Source organism: Corallococcus sp. bb12-1, from assembly GCF_026626765.1.
Lineage (GTDB): Bacteria > Myxococcota > Myxococcia > Myxococcales > Myxococcaceae > Corallococcus > Corallococcus terminator.
Map to the genome: position 1 here is coordinate 36,703 of NZ_JAPNJZ010000015.1, position 25,798 is coordinate 62,500.

The 25,798-nt window shown below is 68.5% G+C and carries 15 protein-coding genes and 2 rRNA genes; 5 read left to right on the forward strand and 12 right to left on the reverse strand.

What is annotated here, in order from left to right:
• Positions 1–136: 136 nt before the first annotated feature.
• Positions 137–1,666 (forward strand): serine/threonine-protein kinase, encoded by a 1,530-nt coding sequence (locus OV208_RS17415; RefSeq protein ID WP_267574960.1) that lies wholly within the window; start codon positions 137–139, stop codon positions 1,664–1,666.
• Here the strand turns inward: OV208_RS17415 and OV208_RS17420 are convergent.
• The 4 genes from OV208_RS17420 to OV208_RS17435 form a co-directional block, all read right to left on the reverse strand.
• Positions 1,663–2,865, reverse strand: a complete 1,203-nt coding sequence (locus OV208_RS17420; RefSeq protein ID WP_267574961.1) for an NAD(P)H-dependent flavin oxidoreductase — start codon at positions 2,863–2,865, stop codon at positions 1,663–1,665. The genes OV208_RS17415 and OV208_RS17420 overlap by 4 nt on opposite strands.
• Before the next feature lie 120 nt (positions 2,866–2,985).
• Entirely contained in the window at positions 2,986–3,783 is a 798-nt protein-coding gene (locus OV208_RS17425) for a spermidine synthase (RefSeq protein ID WP_267574962.1), read from the reverse strand.
• Between the two features lie 81 nt (positions 3,784–3,864).
• Positions 3,865–4,509, reverse strand: coding sequence for a hypothetical protein (locus OV208_RS17430; RefSeq protein WP_267574963.1), 645 nt, complete (start codon positions 4,507–4,509; stop codon positions 3,865–3,867).
• 4 nt (positions 4,510–4,513) lie between these two features.
• Entirely contained in the window at positions 4,514–6,037 is a 1,524-nt protein-coding gene (locus OV208_RS17435) for a M91 family zinc metallopeptidase (protein ID WP_267574964.1), read from the reverse strand.
• A gap of 326 nt (positions 6,038–6,363) precedes the next feature.
• Here OV208_RS17435 and OV208_RS17440 point away from each other — a divergent pair, with 326 nt between their 5' ends.
• The 4 genes from OV208_RS17440 to OV208_RS17455 all read left to right on the forward strand — a co-directional run bounded on the left by OV208_RS17440 (position 6,364) and on the right by OV208_RS17455 (position 9,438).
• The gene (locus tag OV208_RS17440) at positions 6,364–6,504 is read left to right on the forward strand and encodes a hypothetical protein (protein WP_267574965.1); all 141 of its coding nucleotides are present in this window, start codon (positions 6,364–6,366) and stop codon (positions 6,502–6,504) included.
• A 67-nt stretch (positions 6,505–6,571) separates the two neighbouring features.
• Positions 6,572–6,877 (forward strand): hypothetical protein, encoded by a 306-nt coding sequence (locus tag OV208_RS17445; RefSeq protein WP_267574966.1) that lies wholly within the window; start codon positions 6,572–6,574, stop codon positions 6,875–6,877.
• Positions 6,878–7,140: 263 nt separating this feature from the next.
• Positions 7,141–7,938 carry a ZIP family metal transporter gene (locus tag OV208_RS17450; RefSeq protein WP_267574967.1) on the forward strand — a complete coding sequence of 266 codons (798 nt, stop codon included), beginning with the start codon at positions 7,141–7,143 and terminating at the stop codon, positions 7,936–7,938.
• 84 nt (positions 7,939–8,022) lie between these two features.
• Positions 8,023–9,438: a sigma 54-interacting transcriptional regulator gene (locus OV208_RS17455; protein WP_244238432.1), complete on the forward strand. Its 1,416-nt coding sequence runs from the start codon at positions 8,023–8,025 to the stop codon at positions 9,436–9,438.
• Positions 9,439–9,451: 13 nt separating this feature from the next.
• On the opposite strand, the gene OV208_RS17460 is transcribed toward OV208_RS17455, so the two are convergent.
• The 8 genes from OV208_RS17460 to OV208_RS17495 all read right to left on the reverse strand — a co-directional run bounded on the left by OV208_RS17460 (position 9,452) and on the right by OV208_RS17495 (position 25,597).
• A complete protein-coding gene (locus OV208_RS17460) occupies positions 9,452–10,861 on the reverse strand; it encodes a serine/threonine-protein kinase (RefSeq protein WP_267574968.1) in 1,410 nt (469 codons plus the stop codon).
• A 3-nt stretch (positions 10,862–10,864) separates the two neighbouring features.
• Positions 10,865–12,565 carry a hypothetical protein gene (locus tag OV208_RS17465; RefSeq protein WP_267574969.1) on the reverse strand — a complete coding sequence of 567 codons (1,701 nt, stop codon included), beginning with the start codon at positions 12,563–12,565 and terminating at the stop codon, positions 10,865–10,867.
• Between the two features lie 146 nt (positions 12,566–12,711).
• Complete coding sequence (locus OV208_RS17470) at positions 12,712–16,482, reverse strand: serine/threonine-protein kinase (RefSeq protein WP_267574970.1); 3,771 nt, start codon at positions 16,480–16,482, stop codon at positions 12,712–12,714.
• 15 nt (positions 16,483–16,497) lie between these two features.
• Positions 16,498–18,351, reverse strand: a complete 1,854-nt coding sequence (locus OV208_RS17475) for an OPT family oligopeptide transporter (RefSeq protein WP_267574971.1) — start codon at positions 18,349–18,351, stop codon at positions 16,498–16,500.
• A 201-nt stretch (positions 18,352–18,552) separates the two neighbouring features.
• On the reverse strand, positions 18,553–20,553 hold the full coding sequence (locus OV208_RS17480) for a HipA domain-containing protein (protein ID WP_267574972.1): 2,001 nt from the start codon (positions 20,551–20,553) through the stop codon (positions 18,553–18,555).
• 1 nt (position 20,554) lies between these two features.
• The gene (locus OV208_RS17485) at positions 20,555–22,219 is read right to left on the reverse strand and encodes a DUF262 domain-containing protein (RefSeq protein ID WP_267574973.1); all 1,665 of its coding nucleotides are present in this window, start codon (positions 22,217–22,219) and stop codon (positions 20,555–20,557) included.
• A gap of 116 nt (positions 22,220–22,335) precedes the next feature.
• Positions 22,336–22,452, reverse strand: a 5S ribosomal RNA gene (gene rrf, locus OV208_RS17490).
• Between the two features lie 178 nt (positions 22,453–22,630).
• Positions 22,631–25,597, reverse strand: a 23S ribosomal RNA gene (locus tag OV208_RS17495).
• Positions 25,598–25,798: the final 201 nt, after the last annotated feature.

Below are 25,798 nucleotides of genomic sequence, written 5' to 3' on the forward strand. Positions count from 1 at the left end.
ATGAAAGCCGCTCCGGCTGGAAGTCTGATGCGACCCTGTACGGGTCAGCCCAACGGATCATCCTGATCCATGAAGTGACCCACGGGATGTTTGAAAGCATCAGGACCGCGTGGTTATGGTCCGCGCCGCCCGCCCAATGAAAAACGCCCCCTCCGCAAGACCCGATACCGCGAAGAGCGCACGTCCGGAGTCGCGGTCCGCGGCCGAGGACCCACTGCTGGGCATGCAGGTGGGTGAGTTCGTCATCCAGGAGCGCATCGGCGCGGGCGGCATGGGCGTGGTGTACCGCGCGGAGCACCCGCTCATTGGCAAACAGGCGGCCATCAAGGTCATGCGCCTGGAGTTGGTCTCCCCGCAGCAGGTGCAGCGCCTGTTGGTGGAGGCCCGGTCCGTCAACGCCATCCGGCACCCGGGCATCATCGACATCTTCGGCTTCGGCAGCCTCCCGGACGAACGGCCCTACATCATCATGGAGCTGCTCCAGGGCCGGCCGCTCTCCGACTTCGTCCGCGCGCAAAGCCGGATGGACCTGGGGAGCGTGGTTTGGGTCATGGACCAGATGCTGGCCGCGCTGGGTGCCGCGCACCGGGCGGGCGTGGTGCACCGCGACCTGAAGCCCGCGAATGTCTTCGTGGTGGAAGCACCGGAGACCCCGACGACCGTCAAGCTGGTCGACTTCGGCATCGCCAAGCTGTTGGAGTCGCGCGACACCCCACTCACCTCGGATGGCTCCATCATCGGCACGCCGGAGTTCATGGCGCCCGAGCAGATCCGCGGCGGCAGCGTGGGCCCGGAGACGGATCTGTACGCGGCGGGCGTGATGCTGTTCCAGTTGCTCACCGGCGTGCGCCCGTTCCAGGGAGATGCCGTCCAGGTGATGTTCGCGCACCTGGATCAGCCAGCGTCGGCGCCCTCATCGCGCGTCCCGGGCATCCCTCCGGAACTCGATGCGTTGGTGCTGCACCTGCTGGAGAAGGATCCCGCAGCCCGGCCCGGTTCCGCGGAGGAGGTGCGTGAGAAACTGAAGCGCATCCCGCTGCGTGTGGCGCCCCATGCGCCGTCGGCCACGAAGCGCGACGCCGTCCAGGGGCCGCCCTCTTCGGGGTCTGATGCCTTCACGCCCGACACCCTGGAGGCCCTCAAGGCCCTCCGCGGTTCTCAAGGGCGCGGCTGGAAGGTGGGAGGAGCGCTGGTGCTCCTGGGCCTGGGAGCCGCCGTCCTCTGGCCAAGGCTTCCAACACCGCCGGTCGTCGTGGCACCGGCACCGCCGGCCGTCGTGCTCCCATCACCGACAGCTGTCACTGCCCCCAAGCCCACGCCGCGCCCGGACGTGTCGCCTCCCCCGCCGCAGCCGCCGCTCCCCGGGAAGGACGAACCGGTCGCGACGCCGCTCCCAGACACCACCAGTCCCACGCCCCCCAGCCCCAAGCCCCCCTCCAAGGGAGCAGTGGAGCAGACACGGCTGATGCTGCGCATCCAGTCGCGCTCCAGGGAGATGTACAGGCGAAGTGGGAAGAACGAGCCCCCTGCGGACCTGAAGGCAGGGCTGGTGATGATAAAGAAATCCGCCGCCAAGGCGACCACGACGCAGGAGCGCGCGTACATCGAGGAGACACTCAGAGCGTGGGAGGAGCGCCTCGACAAGCTGCTCCCCTCGCCGCCCTAACCCCGGTCGTCCTCGTCCTCCTCATCCAGCCCCTCGGGTGACTCCAGGAGTCGGCGGGCCCGCTCCATCATCTCCACGACGATCTGCCCGGCGGGCTGCACCGTGTCGATGCGCGACATGCTCGCGCCCCCCGCCGGAAGGCTCATCTCCTCCAGGTCCCCCTGCGTGTCGGGCGTGGGCAGGAACGAGCTGAACTTCGGCATCACGTACGGCACGTCCAGCACGCCGGGAAACAGCCGCGTCGTCCCGATGGTCTCCGGCACCGGCCCCGGTGGCGGCACGCGCGACTCACGCCCCGCCCACTCGCGCACCGCGCGGTTGCGGATCACCCGAATGCGCTTGCCCGGCCACTCCGGACCGAACAGCGTCGTCAGGGTCGTGTCGCCCGCGTCCCCGTCCACCACCCGCTGCTTGTAGAGCGGGTGCGCGTACGCCTCCACCGACGCGACGAGCCGCGTGCCCACCCAGACACCGTCCGCGCCCTGATGCAGCGCCCTCGCCGCGCTGAACCCGTCCGCGATGCCTCCCGCGGCCAGCACCAGTACGTCGTTCGACAGCGCCCGGAACTCGCGCACCAGCGACAGCGTCGGCGTGCTGCCCAGGTTGCGCCCTCCCGCCTGCCGCCCCTGGGCGATCAACCCCTCCATCCCCGCCTCCAGCGCCTGCCGCGCCAGCTCCACCGTCCCCGCCTGCATCCACACCCGCGTCCCCACCGCCTGCAGCGCGCGAATCCACTCCAGCGGCGGCAGCGTCCAGTGGAACACCACCACCGGCACCTTCGCCGCGACGCACGTATCCACGTGGTCGCGCGACGTGAAGCCTTGCGGCTCCAGCCGGTCGACGATGAAGTCCACGCCGTAGGGCCGCTGCGTGCCTGCCTGGATGGCCTTCAGCCGCGCCTCCAGCACCAGCGGCGGCTCGGGCGTCCCGCCCAGCATCCCCAGCCCCCCCGCCTCCGACACCGCGATGACCAGCGGTGGCAGGGACACGAACGCCATTCCCGCGCCCACGAAGGGATAGTGGAGGCCCAGGGCGCGCGTCAGCCGCGTATTGAGCGTGTTGCCCTCCAGCACGCAGATGGGCGGCGGGCGCGGCGCATCAGGCTCGACCTCACCGTCGGAGGTCCCGTCCGTCAGCGGCTCCTCGTCCCCACCGGAAGAAGAGGGCTGGCCAGGTCGTCCGTCGTTCGCGCCGTTCATCGCGTCTCCCGCAGGTGCTGACGTACCAAGCATTCAAGATTAGCAGCGCCGCCCCTTGAATCAGGCGCGGCCGGCCAGGGCCGTGCTCACTGGCCAGCAGAGCGACCGCCACTCTGTCCTTCATTCATCCAGGAAGAGGTCGGGCTGCCCCAGCCCTGCGTCCGTCAGCACCCGCCCCCGCTTGAGCCGCCGCGTCAGGGGCCGGTAGCGCTGCGCCACCATGTTGCCCAGCCGGAAGGGAAGGCCCCGCTCCCGCTCCACGCGCCGGGCCTGGGCGACCAACGCCTCGCGCGTCAGCCTCAGGGGCCCCTCCAGGCCCACCAGGATGCGGTTGGTGCTGGAGGGCACCTCGAAGAGGGACAGGCCGTGGAAGCTCACCTGGTAGGTGCGCACCATCGCGTCGAAGAGCGGGTTCGCCGCCGACTCCCACACGTTGCCCACCACCACCCCGCCCCGCGTCAACCGCGCGCGCGCCGCGCCCAGGAACTCGCGCGTCGCCAGGTGCAGGGGGATGTGGTCCGCCCCATACGCGTCCAGGATGATGACGTCATATGGTGGCCCGTCGGCTTCGATGAAGGCCCGCCCATCCGCCACGTGCGCCTTGAGCAGCGCGTCCTCCTGGAAGCCGCAGTACTCCTTCGCGGCCTCCACCACCGCCGCGTCCACCTCCACCACGTCGATGTGCGTGTCGGGCAACACCTTGCGCAGGAACATCGGGATGGCCCCGCCGCCCAGCCCCACCGCGAGGATGTTCTCCGGCTGGGGCACGAACGCCAGCGCCACCATCGCCATGCGCGTGTAGGGCAGCTCCAGCCGCAGCGGGTCCCCGGGCCACACCACGCTCTGGCGCGCCCCTCCGTCACCGAAGCGCAGCGAGCGACGCCCCGTCTCATCCTCGGTGACGAGGACGGGGCCCACCTCCGCGGTGCGTCCGTCTTCCGGCAGGTCTTCGGATGATTCTCCGGGCGATTCTTCAGGCGATGCCAGGACGCGCGCTCCCTACTTCGCGCCCGACACCGGCAGCGGGCCACTGTCCAGCACCCGCTGCGCCTTCACCACGGGCCCGTACTCCGGCGTCTGGACGGCCGTGCCCTGCGAATCCTTGCCCGCGTGCAGCGTCATGGCGTCCGCGTCCGGCAGGTAGCCCACGCGCAGGGACACCTCGCGCACCTCCGACAGCTCGCGCGTCTCCTCGGGGCCCGTGGGGTACGGCAGGGCGGTGCGCAGGGGCAGCGGCACCACCGCGCGGCGGTTCGCCGTGGCGCCAGCTTCCACGCGGGTGACCGCGGGCACCTCCGGCGCCTCCACCATCAGGTCTTCCGGCACCGGCAGCAGCATCCGCGACAGCACCACCCGGCCACCGGACAGGTCCACGTAGGCCCGCTCCGGCGCCAGCGTGAGGTGACCGCTGAAGCCCACGTCCCACAGCCCGTCCACGAGCAGCACGGCGCGGGACGTCCGGTTGTGCACCGCGTAGGTGACCGCGAGCGTGTCCGCCTCGCGAGCCACCGACTCCACCTTCAGCTCCACGTCCGCCTGGGCCACGCGATGTCCTCCGGGGTTCGCGGGCCGCTCCGGCGCCCGCGCGCAACCGACGATGACAGCCAGCACCACCCAGGCGCCAGTCCGGAGGAGCGCTCGCATGCGACTAGTAGCGCGGCCGGGTGGGCAGGTTCAGGTCGTCGCGCAGGACGTTCTCCCCGGGACGGCCGCCCTGGACGACGTCCGGCGTGGCCGCGTTCTGGTCCAGGTCGATGGGCAGACCCACCGCGGAGGTCTCCAGGTTGCGCGTGCCGTTCTTATCGCCCAGCGCCAGCGTGCCGTTGACCATGTCCGAAGCGTGCACCAGTTCGTGGAACAGGCCGACGACGGGCGGACGGTTCATCCACTCCTCGGTGCCCAGGGAGATGCGCGTGGTGTTGTAGTTCACCTGCGCGTCCGTGCCCTTGCCCGCCGTGCCGTCCTTGTTCATGAAGCCATCGTTGAAGTTCGTGCCGCCCGCGCTGTTGCCGGCGGACGTCTCGCGGATGGTCGTCTTCTTGCCGCTGTCATCCAGCGTGCGCAGCAGCTCCTGGCCCGACGGCAGCGAGCGCATCGCGTCCAGGTCCGACTGCGTGCGCGCCTGGAACTCCGCGCTGCCCGTGACGGAGACGGACGAGCCGCGCTGATCCGCGTCCGTCATGTCGACGATCTCCCGCTCACCCTTGGCCGCGTCGGCGGTCGTCTCGTTCTCTTCCACGTACAGCTTGTCGGTGCCCTCGCCGCCCTCGACGGTGTCCGCGCCCGCGCCGCCCGCCACCGCGTCGTTGCCCGCGCCGCCGCTCAGCGTGTCGTTGCCGCGCCCGCCGATGACCTGGTCGTCGCCCTCGCCGCCGTCGACCTTGTCGTCGCCCGCGCCCGCGTCGATGTAGTCGCGCTCCCCGCCGCCGGACATCGAATCGTTGCCGTCCAGGCCGTAGAGCACGTCCCGGCCCGCGCCGCCCTCGATGCTGTCATCGCCCGCGCCGCCCTCCAGGTAGTCGTCGCCGTCCAGGCCGCTCAGCGTGTCGTTGCCCTCGCCACCGATGACGGTGTCGTTGCCCGCGCCGCCCACCAGCGTGTCGTTGCCCTTGCCGCCCACCAGCTTGTCGTTGCCCGCGCCGCCGTCCAGCGTGAGGTCCTGCGTGACGCTCGCGTCCAGCGTGATGGAGTCGTCGCCGGCGCCGCCGTTGATGATGGCGCCCTTCGCCTGTTCGGCCGTGAGCGTCACCGTGTCCGTCCCGGACTTGATGGTCAGCCCGCCGTCCTTGTTCTGCGACACCGTGGCGGTGTTGTTGCCTATGCCCAGGTCCACCACCGTGTTGCCGGCGGCGTTGGTGCTCACCTGCGGCGTCGTGGCGGCCACGACCGCCTTGGCCACGTTCTTCGCGGCATCGCTGATGGCCGACCCCAGGCCGGCAAAGAAGCCGCCGGCCTTCTTGCCCTCACTGCCCGGGAGCGCGGGAAGCGCCGTCCCGATCTCCTTCGCCCCCTGGGACCGCGACGGAGCCGTGCGAGGCCCCGCCTCGAAGCCGTCCTTCATCCGCTGGGACACGGCGGCCTTCACCGCGTTGGGGCGCACCGCGGGCGTCGCCGTCGTCTCCGGCTTCACCACGGGCGAGGGGCGCGAACCGGTCTTTCCAATCGGGGCCATGACGTTTCTCCCAGGTGACGCGAGGACACCCGATGCAGGTCCCGGCGACGGGGCGCCAGGCGTCGGGCGAAGGCCGACATTCCAGATTCTCGTGAACGTTTCGCCCGGGTTGCGTGCTCCAGAGGAAAACGACACAGCGCGGCACGGAACCCCTCGGAATTGTTGCGTTTCTCAACTTTCAATTCCTGGGACACAAGCCGGTTTCCATGCATTACGGCTTCTGGACCCACGCCCCATTCCCAGGGATAGGTGGGTCGGGCAAGGGGGCGGGTCCACCGTTGGGCCGGGCCTCCGGCGAGGCAGTGCGACGACGGGAGGAGGCACCCATGAAGCTGAAGACGTTGATGTCCACCGTGGCGACGCTGGCCGCTGCGGTGGGGGCCGGTCCGGCAACGGCGGCCACCGCGAACGGTCCCATCTGCGACACGGCGGCGTACGTGAACTCGACCACGCACTACAGATGGTGAGAGCCCTCCAACGCCAGGTCTCACGGGCCCTTCCCGCCCGACGGCCGCACCCGCGAGCAGCGCTCCCGTGGCCGCCGCCTCAGGCGCGAGCCAGGCACCGCGCGAACAGATTCCCATGCCCGGGTGCTGGGATGGGCTGGCGGCGCTGGACCGGTCCGCGACGCTGGAGTCGCTGCACGCGGCCGTGCCCGCCGCCATCCAGGCGCGTGACACGGCGCTGGTGGCCTATCTCCAGGAGCGCCTGACGGAGCTGGTGGGCGAGGAGCGTGGATCCGCGCATGGATCCCGAAATCGATGCGTGGCTGGGCGCCCTCAGCTGAACCTCCAGGAGTGGCACCTGCTCCTGCGCGAGAAGCAGCGGCTTCGCCCCTGACGTCCCCCGTCCTGCACCGGCCTGCCAGGTCACGCCTTCAACGTGCCCGGCCCCCTGGTGAAGGACCTGGCGACCTGGCAGTCCACCCCGTTCGTCCAGGGGTGCTCGGTGCCCGGCGACGGCGCGGGCGCGCTGCTCCAGGCGCACTTCCGGCAGTGGGAGGCGGCACAGCTGGGGTCACCCTGTTCCGCGGCGAGAGCCTCGCGCGGGGCCCCGGCGGAAAAGGTGGCCGCACGCGGAGGAGTGGGACAGGTTGGAGGGCCATGTCCGACAGCGGTTTCGGCACGTCCACCCTCGCCCTGGCGCTCGCAGGCAGCGCGGTCACCATCCTCTCCACCAGCCTGGGCGCGCTGCCGGCCCTGGCGGCGCGCGACATCTCCCGGCGCTCGAAGGACGTGCTGATGGGCTTCAGCGCGGGCGTGATGCTCGCGGCCACGGCCTTCTCGCTGGTGGTGCCCGCCATCGAACTGGGAGAACAACGCTACGCGTCGCGCTTCACCGCCGCACTGGTGGTGGGGGGCAGCATGCTGGTGGGCGGCCTGTTCCTGCACCTGTGCAACCGCTACATCCCCCACGAGCACTTCATCAAGGGCCAGGAGGGCAACGCCCAGGCCGCGAACCTCAAGCGCATCTGGCTGTTCGTGCTGGCCATCGCGCTGCACAACTTCCCGGAGGGGCTCGCCGTGGGCACTGGCGTGGGCAGCCGCTCCATGGAGATCGCCGCGCCCATCCTCGTGGGCATCGGGTTGCAGGACATCCCGGAGGGCTTCGTCGTCGCGCTGGCGCTGATGGGCGTGGCGTACAGCCGGGGGCAGGCGGTGCTGGTGGCGCTGTACACGGGGCTGGTGGAGGGGGCCGCCGCGCTGGTGGGCTTCTTCGCCACCTCGTTCGCGTCCGGCATCCTGCCGTGGGCGCTCGCGTTCGCGGGCGGCTCCATGCTGTACGTCGTCAGCGACGAGATGATCCCGGAGAGCCACCGCCAGGAGTACGCGAAGGAGGCCACGGCCGGGCTGATGGTGGGCTTCGTCCTGATGATGTTCCTGGACGTCACGCTCAGCTGACGGGCCGGCGCCCGGCTGGCCTTGTGTTCACCCCACCCCGTGGTGCTCCGCCCGGGGTGGCCCGGACGTGGTAGCTTGATTTGCATGTCTGTGTCGGATCGAACCCGCGTCGACGGGGCCCCGGGAGAGCACAAGGACAAGGGCACCCGCCCGGACGAAGCGGAGGCGGAGGCCGCGCTCCATGTGACGCTGCCCTACGAGCAGGCCCGCCGTCCGGGGGACCTGCCTGTGGTGCGTCGCTTCCGCCTGTCCGTGGTGGAGGGCCCGGGCGCGGGCATGGTGTGGGAGTCCACGTCCGACACCTGCTCGGTGGGCTCGCATCCGCTCAACGACTGCGCGGTGGAGGACTCCACCGTGTCGCGCTTCCACTGCGAGGTGAAGATAGGCCCCAAGGGCCCGCAGGTGAAGGACCTGGACAGCCTCAACGGCGTCATCGTGGACGGCGTGCAGGTGGTGGAGGGCATCCTGCGCAGTGGCAGCCTGCTCAGGTTGGGGCGCGTGGTGCTGCGCTTCGACTTCAGCGCGGAGAGCAACCGGCTGCCGCTGTCGGACATGACGCACTTCGGGTCGCTCGTGGGCACGTCGGTGGCCATGCGCGGCTGCTTCGCGATGATGGAGCGCGCCGCCGCGCGCGACGTCACCGTGCTGCTGGAGGGCGAGACGGGCACCGGCAAGAGCCAGGCGGCGCTCGCCATCCACCAGGCCAGCCGGCGCAAGGACGCGGCCTTCCTGGTGGTGGACTGCGGCGCCATCCCCGCGCACATCCTGGAGAGCGAGCTGTTCGGCCACGAGAAGGGCTCCTTCACCGGCGCGGTGAGCCGGCGCGCGGGCGTCTTCGAAGAGGCCGACGGAGGCACCGTCTTCCTCGACGAGATTGGCGAACTGCCCCCGGAGCTCCAACCCAAGCTCCTGCGCGTGCTGGAGAACCGGGAGATCCGCCGGGTGGGCAGCAACACGTACCTGCCGGTGGACGTGAGGTTGATGGCGGCCACCCACCGCGACCTGCGCGCGGAGGTGAACGCGGGGCGCTTCCGCTCCGACCTCTTCTTCCGGCTCGCGGTGCTGCGCATCGGGATGCCATCGCTGCGTCAGCGGCCGGAGGACCTGTCGATGCTGGTGTCGGGCATCCTCAAGTCGCTGGGCGCGGATCCGGAGCGCACGGGAGCGCTGCGCACGCCGGAGTTCCTGTCGCGGCTGAGGCACGCGGCGTGGCCGGGCAACGTGCGCGAATTGCGCAACCACCTGGAGCGCTGCCTGGTGTTCGAGGACGCGCTGCCGCTGGCGGAGGAGGACTCACGTCCGGAAGGCAGCCCGCTGGAGGTGGACCTGTCGCGTCCGTACGCGGAGCAGCGCCGCCGCGTGGTGGACGACTTCGAGCGTCGTTACCTGCGCGCGCTCCTGGAGAAGCACCAGGGCAAGGTGGCCCAGGCCGCCATCACCGCCGGCATGGACCGCGTGCACTTCTACCGGCTGTTGCGCAGGCACGGCATCAAGCCGTGAGGCGTTGAAGCGCTCAGCGCCGCGCCGTGAGCCGCCAGCGGTCCGGAGCGCCTGACACCGGGCTTGCGACGAAGTCCGCCTCCAGCCCACGCAGCCCCGCGCCGGTGACGACGAGTGCACCGTCGCCCCCGTCCTGGATCCACGAAGGCAGGTGGAGCAGGCCCCCTTCCCCACCGGCGTCGTCCCATGCGGAAGCCGCGGCATCCCCCCATCCATGGGCTTCATCTCGGGTCACCAGCCGGTCCACGTGCACGGTGACGGAGAGGCCCGGAGGCGCATCGGCCCGCGTCAGCGCGAGCCCCACGTCCAGCACCCGCGCCCGCAGCTCCCGCTCGCGAAGCACGTCATCCGGCAGGCTCGCCAGGGCCAGCAGGCACGCGCCGCCCATCACCCGCACCTCCAGCCCTGCCTCCAGCGCCAGTGCGTGAGCGTGCTCCAACCCCGCGTCCAACTCCTCCATCGCCGAGGCGTCCGGTTCGCCGGGAGTCCGCCCCTCAACATACAGGCCCAACGCGCGCGGCGCCTCCACCGGCGCCGCGCCTCCGAGCACCGCGCCGCGCAGCTCGTCCAGAAGCGCATCCACGTTCGGGTAGCGCTCCTCGCGCTCCTTGCGCAGACACTTGAGCACCACCGCGTCCAGCGCCGCGGACACCGGCGCGTGCTCCCCCGGACGTGGCGCGGGGGCGTGGAGGTGCTGCTGCTCCACCTCGTGGCGCGTGGTGCCCCGGAAGGGCGGCAGGCCCGTGAGCAGTTGGAACAGCAGCACGCCCACCGCGTACAGGTCCGTGCGCGCGTCGGGCACCTGACCGCGGATCTGTTCGGGCGCCATCGACAGCGGCGTGCCCAGCACCACTCCGGTGTGCGTGAGCGATGAGCTGCCCGGAGCCCCCGGCACCAGTCCCTTCGCAACACCGAAGTCCACCAGCTTCACCGCCGGCCCGCCGCGCCCCTGCGCGAGCCGCACCACGTTCTGCGCCTTCAGGTCGCGGTGCACCACGCCCGCCGCGTGCGCCACCCGCAGCGCCGCGCCCACCTGCTCCATCACCGCCAGGACCTCACGGGGCGACAGCGGCCCGCGAGTGGCCAGCTCCGCCGCCAGGTCCTGGCCCTCCAGCCACTCCATCGAGATGAAGGGCCGGCCATCCGACAGCTCGCCGTACCCCAGCACCGTGACGATGTGCGGATGGCGCAGCCGCTGCAATGTGGCCGCCTCGCGCCGGAAGCGCCGCAGCGCCACCGCCGCCGTGGCCACCTGCGAGTGCAACACCTTCAGCGCCGCGGGCACGCCGGAATGCGCATGCCTCGCGCGGTACAGCGCGGACACCGGACCCAGGACCTGGATGCGCTCCACCACCCAGTCGCCCACGAGCGCACCGGGCCGCAGCTCCTCACCGTAGAGGTCCTCCTCGCCGTTGCCCGCCATGGCTCAGCGCTTCTCCGGCACCTTCGGCACTGGCACCTTTGGATCCGGCACCGGCACCTTTGGATCCGGCACCGGCACCTTTGGATCCGTCCCCGGCACTGGCACCGGCACCGGGGCTGGCGCCGGCACGGGCACCGACACTCGGCCCGTGTACTCCTTCCGGGGAGGCTGCGGCTCCGACCAGCGCGCGCACAGGTCGGATTGCTGCGCATCCACCAGGTCGCACGAACCATTCAGGAACACGGTGACAGGCTCCGTCCAGACGTCCCCAGCCGGACTCAGGCACGCCACGAAGTCGCCATCGCCCAGGAACAGCGAGCCATCCTGCGCGTCGCACTGCTTCTCGCCCTCGGCGGCCCAGCAGGGTCCCGTCACCGTGGCCGCGCAGTCCTCGTGCGTGCCGGGCAGCGCGCACACGCGGTAGGTCGCGTAGGCCAGGCCATGCACCCAGCCCGGGTCGTAGCAGGAGTAGAGGTTGTTGAAGATGGGCTTCACCTGACGCTGCTCGGGCCGCTTGATGACGTAGCGGTCCCGAGTCACGTTCACCACCTGCACGTCGATGTCGTCACGCAGCGCTCCGGGGCCGAACATGCTGCCGTAGAAGGCCCCTTCGCGGATCCGGTACACGCCCCGCTCGGAGAGCGGAAGCTGCGCCGTCCCCGTCACCGCCACGGTCACCCGCCCGCTCGCGGTGCTGTTCCAGGGCGCGGTCATCACCGTGAAGTACCCGCCCTGCGCGGGGCAGGTGATGCTCACGGAGGGATTCGTTATCGCCGTGGGCCAGGGCGACGAGGAACCCGACAAGCATCCCTCGCTCGCCGCCATCAGCCCCGCGGACGTGCTGTCACACCCGGAGATGCCGCTGCAGACGCGCATGACCATGCGAGCATTCTCGCTGGACCCCAGCGGCGCGCCCACGCCACACGCGGAGGGGCCTCCCGTCGGCCCACCCGCGCCCACCGACACCGTCTGGCCCGCGGGGCACCACCCCACCGAGTGCATCGTCCAACCGCAGTCGCGCCCCGCCCCCACCGCCGTACCGGAACAGGGCGCCGAGCTGTTCACCGACGCCGCTGAGCCCTGGACGTGGTCCAGGGGCGCCGCCCAGGTGTCCAGCGCGAAGGGCTCCGCGATGGAGAGAAGGGGCTCGTGGATCTCTCCGCGCATCGACAAGCCCACGCGGTAGCCCAGCGCGTTGTTGCGCGCCAGCAGACAGGCCGTCACGCGCTTCAGGCATGCGGAGTCATCGGACGGAGCGCTCGTGCGCCACTGAGGGCACAGGCCCGCGCCGCCCTGCCAGTGGCTGAGCTGCGAGCCCGTGGGATGGAGGGGATTGAGCCACGCCAGGCTCTCATCTGCCGTCAACGCGCAGCCCACCAGGTACTCCATGAACCGCTGGGCGTACGGATCACGCAGCTGCTTGGCGATGAGCGCGCTCTCAGCGCCGGCGACCATCGCGTCGGGGTCGAAGAGCGACTCCAGCGAGTGCGTCGCCAGGGCCTCGTTCGCGGCGTGGTTCGCGGCGATGGCGTTGAGCACCAGCTCCCGCGTCGAGAGCGAGTTGGCGATGCGGATCTCCGCCTCGCTCGTCCCCAACGCGATGTCGGAGCCTCCAACTTCGGCCCCTTCCGGGAGCGCGGGTTCGCAACCGGCCAGGGCCAGCAGCAGGAAACACCAGGGGACTCGAGAGAATGAGGAGGCCATCGCGCGAACGCTCCTAGGCAGGATTCGGAGGACGGGGCGGGCCGGACCAAGCACAGCCCCCACCCCCGAAGGAAACCCCAGGCGTGCCCTCCTTGTCTTCCTGTAGCGCGAAACGTTACGGCGACGGGTCGGTGTAGCGTTTCGCGCTACAGCGCTTCACGGGCGAGCTCCGCCGTCAGTGCGTGGAAACGCGTAGACCACAGGGGCGCCTCCGCCACCGCGCTTCCGGCCCGCCCAAGCCACGTGCGGGCTTCCAGCACCGCGCCCGTGCGTCGGGCGATGCCGGTGGCCTGCAGGAGGATTTCGGCCTTCTCGTCCGGAGAGGCCAGGGCGTCCGCTTCGGAGAGCAGGGCCTCCCATTCCGGCGCGAGGAAGGCACCCGCCGCCTGCTGATGGACCTGGAGCTCCACCAGCCGCCGCATGATGACGGTGGGAGGCAGCGACTCTGGAGGACAGCGCCGTGCAATCCAGGCGAGCTGCCGGGCCGCCGCTGCTTCGTCTCCCGCCGCGGCGTGGATGCGGGCGAGGAGCAGCGCATCCACGGGCACGGGATGTTCGCGGAAGAAGCGCACGCCCAGTTCGTGCGCGCGCTGGGCCAGGGGCAGCGCTTCGTCCAGGCGGCCCTGCATGTAGAGGACCTCCGCCAGGTTGAAGGTGGACCAGCGCTCCATCTGCGCGTGGGCCAGCTCGCGCCCCAGCGCCATGGCGCGACGCAGGTCCTCTTCCATCCGCGCCACGTCACCCTGCCGCAGCCACAAGAGGACGCGGTTGCTCAGCACGGCGGCCTTGTGCAGGCCATCGCTCGCGGCCTCGCAGCGCTCCAGCGCTTCGTCGAAGCGAGCGGCGGCCTCCGGTGCGCGGTCCAGGAAGGTGAGCGCGGCGCCCAGGAGCGCCAGCGACACCACCAGCGTCTCGTGGTCCCGCGCGCCCTCGGCGCCCTCCGCGGTGGAAGCGAGCACGCGGGCCGCGGCGGCCCACTCGCCCTGGCGCACATGCAGTCGCCCCCGGGCCAGGCCACAGCGAAGGGACAAGCGCGGCGCATCCAAAGGCTCGACGGCCTCCAGCGCCTCGCGAGTGCACGCCGCGGATCCGTCCGAGTCCTCCATCCAGTCGCGAGCGGTGGCCTCCTCCAGTAGCAGGTCCACCTCCAGCGCCGCATCCGCCCGGGCCCGAGCGAGAGCCCGCGCCGACGACAGGTCCGCCAGGCTCTCGCGGAAGCGCTGGAGCCGGTGGCGCACGCGTCCCCGTCCCGCCAGGGCCTGGGCGCGGCGAGCGTCATCGGCCTCCGGAAGCAGCGCCAGCGCGCGCGTGTAGTGCTGCTCCGCGTCCACCGGAAGGTGTCCGGCGCGGGCCTCCTCCGCCAGCGCCAGATAGTCCCGAGCCGCCTCCAGGTGGGCACCACAGGCCGCGGCATGATGGGCGCGGCGACGGCGTTCGACCACGTCATCACCCACGCTGGCCTTCAGCGCGGCGGCGTGCAGCGCGCGGCGGGGCGCGGGAGGAAGCAGGGCCTCCAGCGCCTCGCGAAGCAACGGGTGACGGAAGGCGAAGCGCCCGGGCCCCGAAGGGCGCAGCAGGCCCGCGCGAGCCAACCGCTGCAACCCCGCCCCCGCATCCAAAGCCGCGGCGCGCGACAACTCCGGTCCGGCCGCCAACTGGCGCAGGGCCGCGTCCACCCGAGCCACGTCCACCTCCGTGCCCAGCACCGCGCACAGCCGAGCCAGCACGCGGTGAACCTCCGGAAGGCCCGCCAGGACGCGAGGCGCCAGCCGTTCGAAGAGCGGTGTCACCGACACATCCAGCAGAGCATCCGGCGCGACGTACCACCCACCGCCCGGAGCAGAACGCAGGGCCCCGGCGGCTCGGAGCGCCCGGGCCAGCTCCACCAGCGAAAGGGGCACGCCCTGCGCCAGTTGCTCCAGGCGGGCCAGCACGGGCTCGGGGATGTGCTCCGCCGGACGCAGCAGGTGGAGGAGCACCGTGCGACTCGCCTCGGGAGGCAAAGGCGGCAGTGCATGCTGTGAGGCACGTGCGCTGCGCTCGCCCAGGTGGGGACGCGAGCCCAGCAACGAAGGCCGTCCCGCCATGCAGACCCACAAGGGGGCGCGAGGCCCGGCGAGCGTGGCGCGCTCCAACGCATCCAGGCTCTGCGGATCCGCCAGGTGCGCGTCATCCAGCAACAGCACGAGAGGCGCCTCACGGGCCTGCGCGAGAAGCGCCTCGGCCAGGACGCGAGGCTCCGCCGACGGGCGGCCTACGACAGCCCGGAGCGCATCCAGGAGTGAATCCGCCACCGACGCATCCGGAGGAGGCGCGCGCAACCGCACCACCCGAACCCGACCGTCCGAGTCCCACCGCGAGGCGAGCGCATTGAGCAGCCGCGACTTGCCATGCCCCACTTCGCCGGAGAGCACGCCCAGCCCCGGGACAGAGTCCGCGAGGCTGCGGTCCGCATCCGCCACCAAGGCGTCCAGCAGCGCGTCGCGGCCCACGAACGGAGGAGGCTCCCCCTCGACGCGAGCCCCCTCGTCCTCATGGAGGCGAAGTCGTGACCCCTCTCCCTCCGAAGGTTCGGTCCACCCAGGCTCCAGCCGCGCCGAGGCCGCAGGCGTCACCCACACCTCGCCCGGAGCGACCGCCACCGGCCACCAGGAGTCCGGGTGCTCCAGCGCGGACCCGGCGACGCGAGGAAGGGTGGTGCCAGGATGCACATACAAGACGGCCAGGTGGAGGACGGCCATCGCCGCGCCAGACTCCACCAGGCGACGGGCCGCGAGCGCGCCAGCGCGAAGGTTCGCCTCCGCGGACAAAGACTCACAGAAGACGAGCAGGTAGCCGCCGTTCGCGACCCGGGCCAGCACCCCACCGAACGGCTCCAGCGTGGCGCCCAGTCCCGCGACCGAAGCGGAGGTGCGCAGTCCCAGCACCGCCACCGGTCGAGCCCCCGAGAACGTCGCCAGGGCCACTCCCGCTGGCGCTCGGGCCTCCGGCATCCCGATGACCTCGGGAAGCGAGGCCTGGGCACACGCGGCATCGAAAGCGGCGAGCACCTCCGGAGCGCTCGCGAAGCGTTCGGAGGGAACCTTGGCCAGACACCGCGCCACCACGGCATCGAGCGCGACGGGCACCGGGACGCGCTCGGAGACGCGCGGAGGGCGCTGACTCACGTGGCCTTCGCGAACCACGTCGGGACTGCCATGGAAGGGAGGCGTGCCGGTGAGCAGCTCGAAGATCAGGACACCCAGCGCGTAGATGTCCGCGGCAGCACCCGCCTCGCGAGCATCCAGACACTGCTCCGGCGCCATGTAGACCGTCGTCCCCGCCCGGTTCCCCACCTCCTCGGAATGATCCGCCGCCGCGTCCAGTCGCCGCGCGAGCCCGAAGTCCAGCAGGCTCAGCGCGCCACCCTCGCGAAGAAAGAGGTTCTCCGGTTTGAGGTCCCGGTGGGCCAGCCCGGCCGCATGCACGCGAGCCACCGCCGGACACAGCCCCGCGAGCAGCTCGCGCACCCGAGCCAGGGAAGCAGCGCCGGAGCCGGGCAGCGCCGCCATCCACGCCGCGAGCGTCTGCCCTCGCAGCAACTCCTGCACGAGGAAGGGCCTGCCACCGACGCGCCCCTCCTCGAACACCGCCGGAACCGTGGGAGGCCCCACGCGTCGGAGCGCCTCGGCCTCATGCGCGAAGCGGGAGTGGTGCGGCCCCAGGCCCACCTTGAGGGCCACCTCGCGGCCGTCCGCTTCCCGCACCGCGACGAAGACCTGGGCAAAGCCTCCCACGCCCAACAAGGCGACGCCGGACAAGCCGGGGACGTCCGGAAGCGCCAGCAGCTCCGGAGGGGGACCGGGCTCGGCGGGGACGCCATTCACGGGACACGCCGCGCCAGGAGCGAGGCGGCGGTGACAGACCGGACAGCGCATGCGGGTACCGAAAGGCTACCAGAGCGCCCGCGCCAGGACGATGCCAACCCCGACCAGTCCCTCCCCCGCGATGAGTCCGGCCGCCAGCGTCACCCCCGGTCCCTCCGAAGCGGGCCGAAGCCTCCGAGCCACCTCCCACCCCAGCCCGCCCAGGAAGAATCCAAGGCAGGTGGACGCGGGCAGCAGGCAGGCCAGCCCCACGCCCACGGCAGACGGAGTCCAGCGGCGGAAGCGTTCCGGCAGTGCCTGCTCGCAGAGCGAGAGGACGGCCGCGCCCAGCGCCGCCCAGGCCATGGCGCTGCGCAGCTCCGGCGACACCGCGCCAAGTCCGGAGGCGAGCACCCGGGCCACGCCCGCGGTGACCGTGGCAGCCGGGGCCGGAAAGCGCTCCGAGCCCAGCACGGAAGCATCCGGCACCAGCAAGTAGAACAGCGGAACCACGACCAGCGAACCCACGACGCAGCCCAACAGCTGCGCCAGGAACACGCGACGAGGATGCGCACCCAGCAGGTGCCCCGCCTTCAGGTCCGTGAGCAGGTCGGCCGCGGACGAAGCCGCGTTGACGGTGATGCCCGCGGTGGCGAGGTTCGCCTCTACGTTGCCGGGCAGGAGCACGCCATACGTCAACTGCGTCACCTGCCCCAGAGCCCCTACGGGACTGACGTCCGTTTCACCCGTGACGCGGCAGGAGATGAGGCACAGCACGAACGACAGCGCGACCGCGAGCAGCGCATGGGGCACCGGCACATCGAAGCCCACCCAGGCCAGCGCCACCGTGGCGGGAGTCAGCACGAGCAGCCCCGCGAACAACCACCGTCCAGGAACCTGGAGCGCCTCCACCGGATGGCGGGCCCCCTGCTCCCGAACGAACAATCCCCGAAGCGCACGGCCCCACACCCGGCCCTGGAGCGCGAACTGAAGCAGCGACGCGGTGGTGAGCGCCGCCGCGCCCGGCCACAGCGCCCAGGCGAGGAAGTCACCCTCCACGGGCACCACGCCCGAAGCCATCAGCCGTGGCGCAATGAAGCCATGAAGAAAGAGTGCCCCCAGCAACATCGAAGCGGTGATGCGCAAGCCCAGGAGCGCGCCCCCGCCCACCGGCATCAGCCCCGTCTCCAGCGCGAACCCCAACCGCTCCAGCGAAACCCCACCGAGCGTCCCCGGAAACGCCCAGGAGTAGGGCAGGCGTCCAAAGCCATCGCGAGCAAGCGTGAGCGCCCCGGACACAAGCCCGCCCACCCCCAGCATGCGCAAGCGGGGCCGGGACGCATCGCCCCCCGCATGCAGAGCACGCACGGTGGCTGCGGCGGCGGTGCCGGAAGCGAACGGAAGCTGCTCGCGGTCCACCAACTGGCGTTTGAAAGGAACAGCGAAGAGGACCCCCAGCGCGGACAACAGGAACGTCCACGCAAGCAGGGTCCAGCCAGGAAGGTGATGTCCCGTCGTCAGCAGCCACGCGCCCTGCACGGACACGAGCGCCCCACCCGTCGCATACCCCGCCGACGAGGCCACCGTCTGCGCGCACCCCATCTCCAGCAGTGACAACGGAGCCCCCGCGACGCGAGGGACAGCGCGGCGAAGGGCCCCCTGCGTCGCGGAAGCAAGAAGCGCGGCGGTGATGGCCACGCCGAACACGACGCCCGTCTTCAGGCCCGCATAGAGGTTGGTGGCACAGGTGAGGATGCCCAGCCCCGCGCCCAGCACCACCGCGCGCAGCGTCAACTGCGGCATGGAGTCGCCCTGGTACACACGCGTGAGCCAGAACGTGTCCGCGTCCGCCTGCGTCGCGCCAGGAATGCGGAGCAGCGTCAGCGAGGCATCGGTGGGAGCGTCCCCGGCAGGGGCGCCGACGGGAGCAGGACGAGGCATGGCCGACGGGCATCCTCCCCGTTCGTCCCCGCCCGCGCCACCCTCCCCGTCTCAAGCAGCGACAGGGAAATCGCAATCCCTATAATCGCCAAGACCGCATCACTCCCTGACAATCACAAGCGCGGACCCAGAAGCAGGAACCCCATCCGTCAGCAGGGGCCGGAGTGCCTCTGACGGAGGGACGGATCCGTCGAGCAAGAGTCAAGGCTCACGCAGACGCAGCAGGTAGAACACGTAGCCGTAGCTGTCCCCGTGGCGGCGGTACAGGCCCACCTCCTGCTCCGCCGCGGCGATGACCTCACGCAGCGCGGGGTCCGCGAAAGGTCGCAGCCGTTCGATGCGCTGGAGCAACGGCGTGTAGTAGTCGTCCCACCAAGCAGATGCGGGCAGCGTGAAGGTGTCCAGCACGGTGAACCCTTCGGCCTCCGCGGTGGCGCGGTTTTCGGAAATGGAGGCCATGGAAGGATAACCCTCCGACCAGAAGCGGACGGCCTCCGGAGGCCGGGCATCGGTGAGCCACGAGCACTCGGTGACGGCCACCAATCCCCCAGGCGCGAGCAGCGGCCGCAAGCGACGCAGACCCGGCCCGAAACCCATCACATAGATGGCGCCCTCGGACCACAGCAGGTCCACGGAAGCAGGAGGCAGCGTCAGCGCGCCCATGTCCTCCTGTCGGGTCACGATGACATCCGCAAGGCCCCGCTCCCGAGCCTCCCGCTCCAGCCGCTCCAGATAGGGCCGATGCAGATCCACGGCGGTGACCCGGGTCCCAAGCGTCTGGGCGAGCACGAACGTCTGCCGGCCCGTGCCCGAGCCCAGGTCGAGCACGCGAGGAGAAGCCCCCAACGGAGGCAACCGGCGAAGGGCTTCGCGGGTGCAGTCATCACTGCCGGGGCCCAGGCGGGGCAGCTCGTTGTAGAGCGTGAAGAAGGCATTGGCCGTCTGCCGCAGCCCTCCTGCGCCGCGCTTCACCTCGCCCTGCAGGAGGGGAACCTTCTTCCAGTGCTCCTCGATGCGGTGTTTGAACAGCTCCGGCATGGGCAGTTCCGCGCGAAGCGAAGACCACGTGTCGAGCGCGGATTCGACAGCCCCCTTCACCACCGGCAGGACGTCCTCATCGGAAAGCCCCAGCTTGCGCGCCAGTCGCTCGAAGCTCTGCAGCGACACGTCGTCGAAGCGCTTGGACTTCGCCAGGTTCAGCGCGAGCTGGTCCTGAGGCATGTATTGGATGGTGGAGACGAAGTCATACGCGGGCGACAGCGTGGGACGGGTGCCGTCCGGGTAGAAGAGCGACCAGTTCTTGTGGTGCGCGTCGCCATTGCCGCACGCGATGATGAACACCATCCGCCGCAGGAACTCCTGGAGCGCATCCAGTCCCGCGACCTTGAGCAGCACGTTGGCGATGGTCTCGTAGTTGTACTTCTTGTACTTCTCATCCGAGTACAGCCCCAGCACCTGCGCCAGGTCCTCCATGTGCACGCGGTGTCCGGGCGACGGCCGGTCGAATCGGCGGATGGCGTACGCCAGGTCCTCGCGAAGGGTGATGCCCTCCGGAAGTCCGTGGAGGTCGGAGACCTTGAGCAACTGCATTTCCGGCACGTCGATGCCGGTGGCGCGGGCCCACGTCATCACGGACAGCTCGTTCTCCGGCACGCGGTCGTAGCGGTTGTCCGGGAGCTTGACGATCCAATCACCGCCCTTGCCGCCCATGGGCAGCGTCATCCCCCGGTCGCGCCTCAGCATGGAGAACTTGAGTTGCACGCCCGCGAGCGAGAAGCGCAGTGGCTCCCCGTCGGAGGGAGCGGACTCGGAGGGTGCTTCGACCAGGGGGGCATCGCGAACAGGGAGCTCCCCCGCGGGTCTGACGACGACGGCGCCAGAGAGGTCCTCCCCCAGGTGGGCGATGAAGAAGAACTCGCGCTGCCGGGCAATCTGCTCACGCGCGGAGATGAGGTCGCGAAGCGGGCCTTCGGGAAGGAGGTTGGAGAAGAACGGTGGCAGTCGCATGCGGCTGATGTGCCGGCGCGACAGGTCGTCCTCGAAGAACTGGCCCAGCACGGGGCGTGGATAGCGCTGGCGGTACTCCTCGGAGACGCTGAACTCGATGCGCTCATCGGCGAGCAGCGTGAGCGTGCCGACATGCACATCGCCCATGAGGACATCGAGGACACCGGAGGTGGACGAAGGATGCCTGGGGTCCATGTCAGTCGTCTCCATCGTCGATGATCATCGATTGGAGGGAAGGACGGTCCGAGTCCTCCCAACGCGTCCGGGCTTCGATGAACTGGCGCACCATCGGCTCCAGGTGTGCACGCCGCTGCCGGAGGAAGTCCATGGGCTCGCCACGCCACAGATATTCGAGCATGGCGGGCGTCAACCCCTGGCTGGCCAGGATCTCCGGGTCTGGAAGCGAGCGCTGACTGAGCAGCGCCAGGACGGACGTTCCCGGCAGGGGGGGATGGAAGAGGAAGTTGAAGGGGGCGACAAGTTGGAACCCTCGCTGAAGGGTCCCGCTGCGGACCGCCCATTCCGGGGTGCTCTCCACCGGAAGGATGTCCAGGAAGCCCCCTGCATCCGAGTCGAGCAACTCGCCCGGCTCCAACACCGCGCCAGTCAGCAGGTGGCGCGGCTGGAGGGACAACAGGATGACGCGCAGCACCAGGGGCGGCTGGGCCACGTCCGGATTGGGGATGACGGGGAGCCCCGGCTCCAGCCACCAGGGAATCAGGGGCGAGGCCACCTGGGCCAACATCGCCTGGATGGAGCGTTCTTCATCGGAGCGCACGGCCGCGACGACCTCCAGGGCCTCGGAGGGCTTGAGCACCCAGCCACCAAAGACGAAATGCCGCCAGAACCAGCGGGACAGCAGCTCCCTCGACCGGGGAGAAGGTTCCGGATGCAACTGGAAGAACCGCGTCAGCAGCACGAGCGAGTTCTCGGGGGACGGCAGCAGCTTGAGGTGCGGAATGAACGCATCGCGCTTGAGGAACACGATGGCATCGCGCATCGCGCGCTCGGTGCGCCGGACGGTCTCCGTGAAGTCGTCGTCCTGGTTCAGTTGCTGCTGGTAGCCCCGCGTGAAATCCAGGCCACGCACGGCCAGTACGGCACGCAGCAACAGCGACTCCGGAATGGCACCGAAGCCCAGCTCCCGCATCCCCTGCGTCACCGACTCCAGGCTGAGTGAGCGCGAACCCACATACAGCGCATTGAAGACCTCTTCGTCGGTGAGAGGCCGGCCCGCGGTGTTGAGGCGCTTGAAGATGATGCGCAGGACCTTCTCGTCGGTGGTGTCCACGACGTAGGCGGGCACCTGGTACTCGCGGATCGCCTTGCCCAGACGAATGGCGGCACGGATGTGCTCCGGGCGCGCTTCGCGATCGGGATAGCGGTTGAGCCAGTTGAGCAGCGACTCGCTGTCCAACACCTCGTTCATCGGGAGCCAGTGCGAAGGGGGCGCCGAGTTCCGCGACGGAGGCAGCAGTTCCTCGGTCTCCAGATCGAAGTAGAGGTGGAAATCATCGCGCGCCACCTCATCCCCATAGACTGGGTGCAGCAGCACGCCCGCGAGCGCAGTGACCCGCTGCTGTCCGTCCACGGCCCACAGCCCCTGGCTTGTGGAAGGCGCATCAATGCGCACGGGCCCGAAGCTCACACTGGAGGCAGGGGCCTCACGCCGCCAGAACAACAACGTCCCGATGGGGTAGCCCCGGTAGACGCTGTCGAGCAGGTCGCGCACATCCTCCGCGGTCCACCGAAGGGGCCGCTGGAAGTCGGGGATGCGCACCTCTCCGCGCCGCACGCGGTCGAGCAGATCCTCGATGCTGAAAGACTTGGTCTCCGGGCGCCGCGTCAGGAGGGAGGGCATCGCGTGTCTCCTGCCTGGGGTCTGTAGCCCGGATTGACACCCAGGCGAAGCGCTGAGCAAGCCCGCAAAGACAAAAGCCCCTGGCGCCTTGCGGCGCCAGGGGCTCTTCAAAAAGAATCCGGCAGCGACCTACTCTCCCACGCGGTTTCCCGCGGAGTACCATCGGCTCTGGAGGGCTTAACTTCCGTGTTCGGGATGGGAACGGGTGTGACCCCTCCGACATTGCCACCGGAAAAGCGAATGACGGTGCATACGAAGGGTAAGTTGCAAGCTTCTGCTTGAGTGAAGCCTCTTCATTGAAGAAGAGTGAAATAGCTATTGTCTTCCGGGCAGACGCCTTGCTTCGCGTCCTGGCCTCGGCCTTAGCCCCGAATCCCTTACTCCCCGGTTGGGGGCATGCAAGAGAAGGGGGAAAGTAAGCCGCTCGACTTATTAGTACTGGTTAGCTTAACGCGTTACCGCGCTTACACACCCAGCCTATCAACGTGGTAGTCTTCCACGAGTCTTCAGGGGCTTGCGCCCGGGATACCTGGTCTTGAGGTCGGTTTCCCGCTTAGATGCTTTCAGCGGTTATCCAATCGGCACATGGCTACCCAGCGATGCCTCTGGCGAGACAACTGGTACACCAGCGGTGCCTCCAACCCGGTCCTCTCGTACTAAGGTCAGAGCCTCTCAAGTATCCTACGCCCACAGCAGATAGGGACCAAACTGTCTCACGACGTTTTGAACCCAGCTCGCGTACCGCTTTAATTGGCGAACAGCCAAACCCTTGGGACCTGCTCCAGCCCCAGGATGCGATGAGCCGACATCGAGGTGCCAAACCTCCCCGTCGATGTGAACTCTTGGGGGAGATAAGCCTGTTATCCCCGGAGTACCTTTTATCCGTTGAGCGATGGCCCTTCCATTCAGGACCACCGGATCACTATGACCTGCTTTCGCACCTGCTCGACCTGTCGGTCTCGCAGTCAAGCTCCCTTATGCCATTGCACTCGACGCCCGGTTTCCAATCGGGCTGAGGGAACCATCGCGCGCCTCCGTTACTTTTTGGGAGGCGACCGCCCCAGTCAAACTACCCACCAGACAGTGTCCCAGTCCCGGCTGACGAGACATGGTTAGACACCAGAAATCAACAGGGTGGTATTTCACCGTTGCCTCCACCGAACCTAGCGGCCCGGCTTCAAAGGCTCCCACCTATCCTACACAGTCAATCCCTAGTGTCACTGTCAAGTTGTAGTAAAGGTTCACGGGGTCTTTCCGTCTTGCTGCGGGTAAACTGCATCGGCACAGCTATTTCAATTTCGCTGAGTCCCTCTCCGAGACAGTGCGGAAGTCGTTACTCCATTCGTGCAGGTCGGAACTTACCCGACAAGGAATTTCGCTACCTTAGGACCGTTATAGTTACGGCCGCCGTTTACTGGGGCTTCGGATCATCGCTTCGCCTTGCGGCTGACGAATCCCCTTAACCTTCCAGCACCGGGCAGGAGTCAGACCCTATACGTCGGCTTGTCGCCTTCGCAGAGTCCTGTGTTTTTGGTAAACAGTCGCTACCGCCATTTCTCTGCAACCTCTCTCGGCTTCGGCTGTACGCCTACACCTACCAGAGGCCCACCTTCTTCCGAAGTTACGGTGGAAATTTGCCTAGTTCCTTGGAGGAGAGTTCTCTCAAGCGCCTTAGGATTTTCTCCTCACCCACCTGTGTCGGTTTGCGGTACGGACACCCTGCAGACTCCCTGCGGGACTTTTCTTGGAAGCAGAGCATCAGCGACTTACCCCTTGCGGGGCGCCATGGGATCTCGGGGATAGCTGCCGCGCCTTTATTCGTACGCGACACCCCTACGTCTTTAGACTGACACAACCACCCGTCAGCTCGCCTAGCTTTCTCCGTCCTCCCTCAGTTCAACGTCTGCAAGATGGCGCAGGAATATTAACCTGCTTGCCATCACCTACGCCTTTCGGCCTCGGCTTAGGACCCGGCTAACCCTGGGAAGATTAACTTGACCCAGGAAACCTTGGGTTTACGGCGAGGGGGTTTCTCACCCCCTTTATCGCTACTCATTTCGGCATCAGCACTCCCAGTCGCTCCAGCAGCCCTTTCGGTCTACCTTCGCCGCAACTGGGACGCTCCCCTACCGCCACGCACGCTTGACGTGCATGACCCGAAGCTTCGGCACTAGTCTTGAGCCCCGTTACATTTTCGGCGCGGCCTGTCTTGACCAGTGAGCTATTACGCTTTCTTTAAAGGATGGCTGCTTCTAAGCCAACCTCCTGGTTGTCAATGACCTGCCACATCCTTTCTAGTGTTCACTTAGACTAGATTTGGGGGCCTTAGCTGTCGGTCTGGGTTATTCCCCTCTTGCCAATGGACGTTATCACCCACTGACTGCGTCCCGGGATAACAATTGCCGGCATTCGGAGTTTGGTACGGTTTGGTAATCTGGTGAGACCCCTAGCCGTTCCAGTGCTCTACCTCCGGCATTGAATTGCCCGAGCCGATACCTAAATATCTTTCGGGGAGAACCAGCTATCACGGAGTTTGATTGGCCTTTCACCCCTACACACAGCTCATCCCAGAAATTTTCAACTTTCATGAGTTCGGTCCTCCATGCGGTGTTACCCGCACTTCAACCTGGCCATGTGTAGATCACCCCGCTTCGGGTTATAATACACGCAACTAAACGCCCTGTTCGGACTCGCTTTCGCTCCGGCTCCACCTATCGGCTTAGCCTCGCTACGTATATTAAGTCGCCGAATCATGATGCAAAAGGTACGCTCTCGCACTGGCTTGCGCCGTAGTGCTCGAACTGCTTGTAGACATGCGGTTTCAGGTTCTTTTGACTCCCCTCACCGGGGTTCTTTTCACCTTTCCCTCGCGGTACTTGTTCACTATCGGTCGCCAAGGAGTATTTAGGCTTACCGGATGGTCCCGGCAGATTCAGACAGGATTGCACGTGTCCCGTCTTACTTGGGTAACCCGCTCAGCTCCAACTGGCTTTCGTGTACGCGACTATCACGCTCTTTGGTGCGTCTTTCCAGGACGCTTCCACTAGCCTGTCAAAGTCCTACCGCGGACCCGCTACCCCACCGCCATTTGCATGACGTTGGTTTGGCCTCTTCCCATTTCGCTCGCCACTACTTTGGGAATCACTCGTTGTTTTCTCTTCCTCAGGGTACTGAGATGTTTCACTTCCCCTGGTTCGCTCTTCAGCCCTATGGATTCAGACTGAAGTAACGCAGCTATTCGCCGCGCTGGGTTTCCCCATTCGGACATCTCCGGATCAACGCTTGGTTGGCAACTCCCCGAAGCTTTTCGCAGCCACCCACGTCCTTCATCGCCTCTTGGCACCTAGGCATCCACCGCACGCCCTTAGTAGCTTACTTGCCCTGATCTCTTGTCGTCACGCCCGCCTCCCGGCGGGATTGTCGAAACTCGAGGCCAAGGCCCAGGCCCCTGCTCTTCGCAGCAGACCCGGAAGACTCTTTATTGCTTGATTCTCACTGCTTCTTCTTAAAGTGGGAGACTTCATTTTCACCCCCAACCCGCCTCGCGGCGCCTGGTGGCTACTTCATGAAGTCGGCACT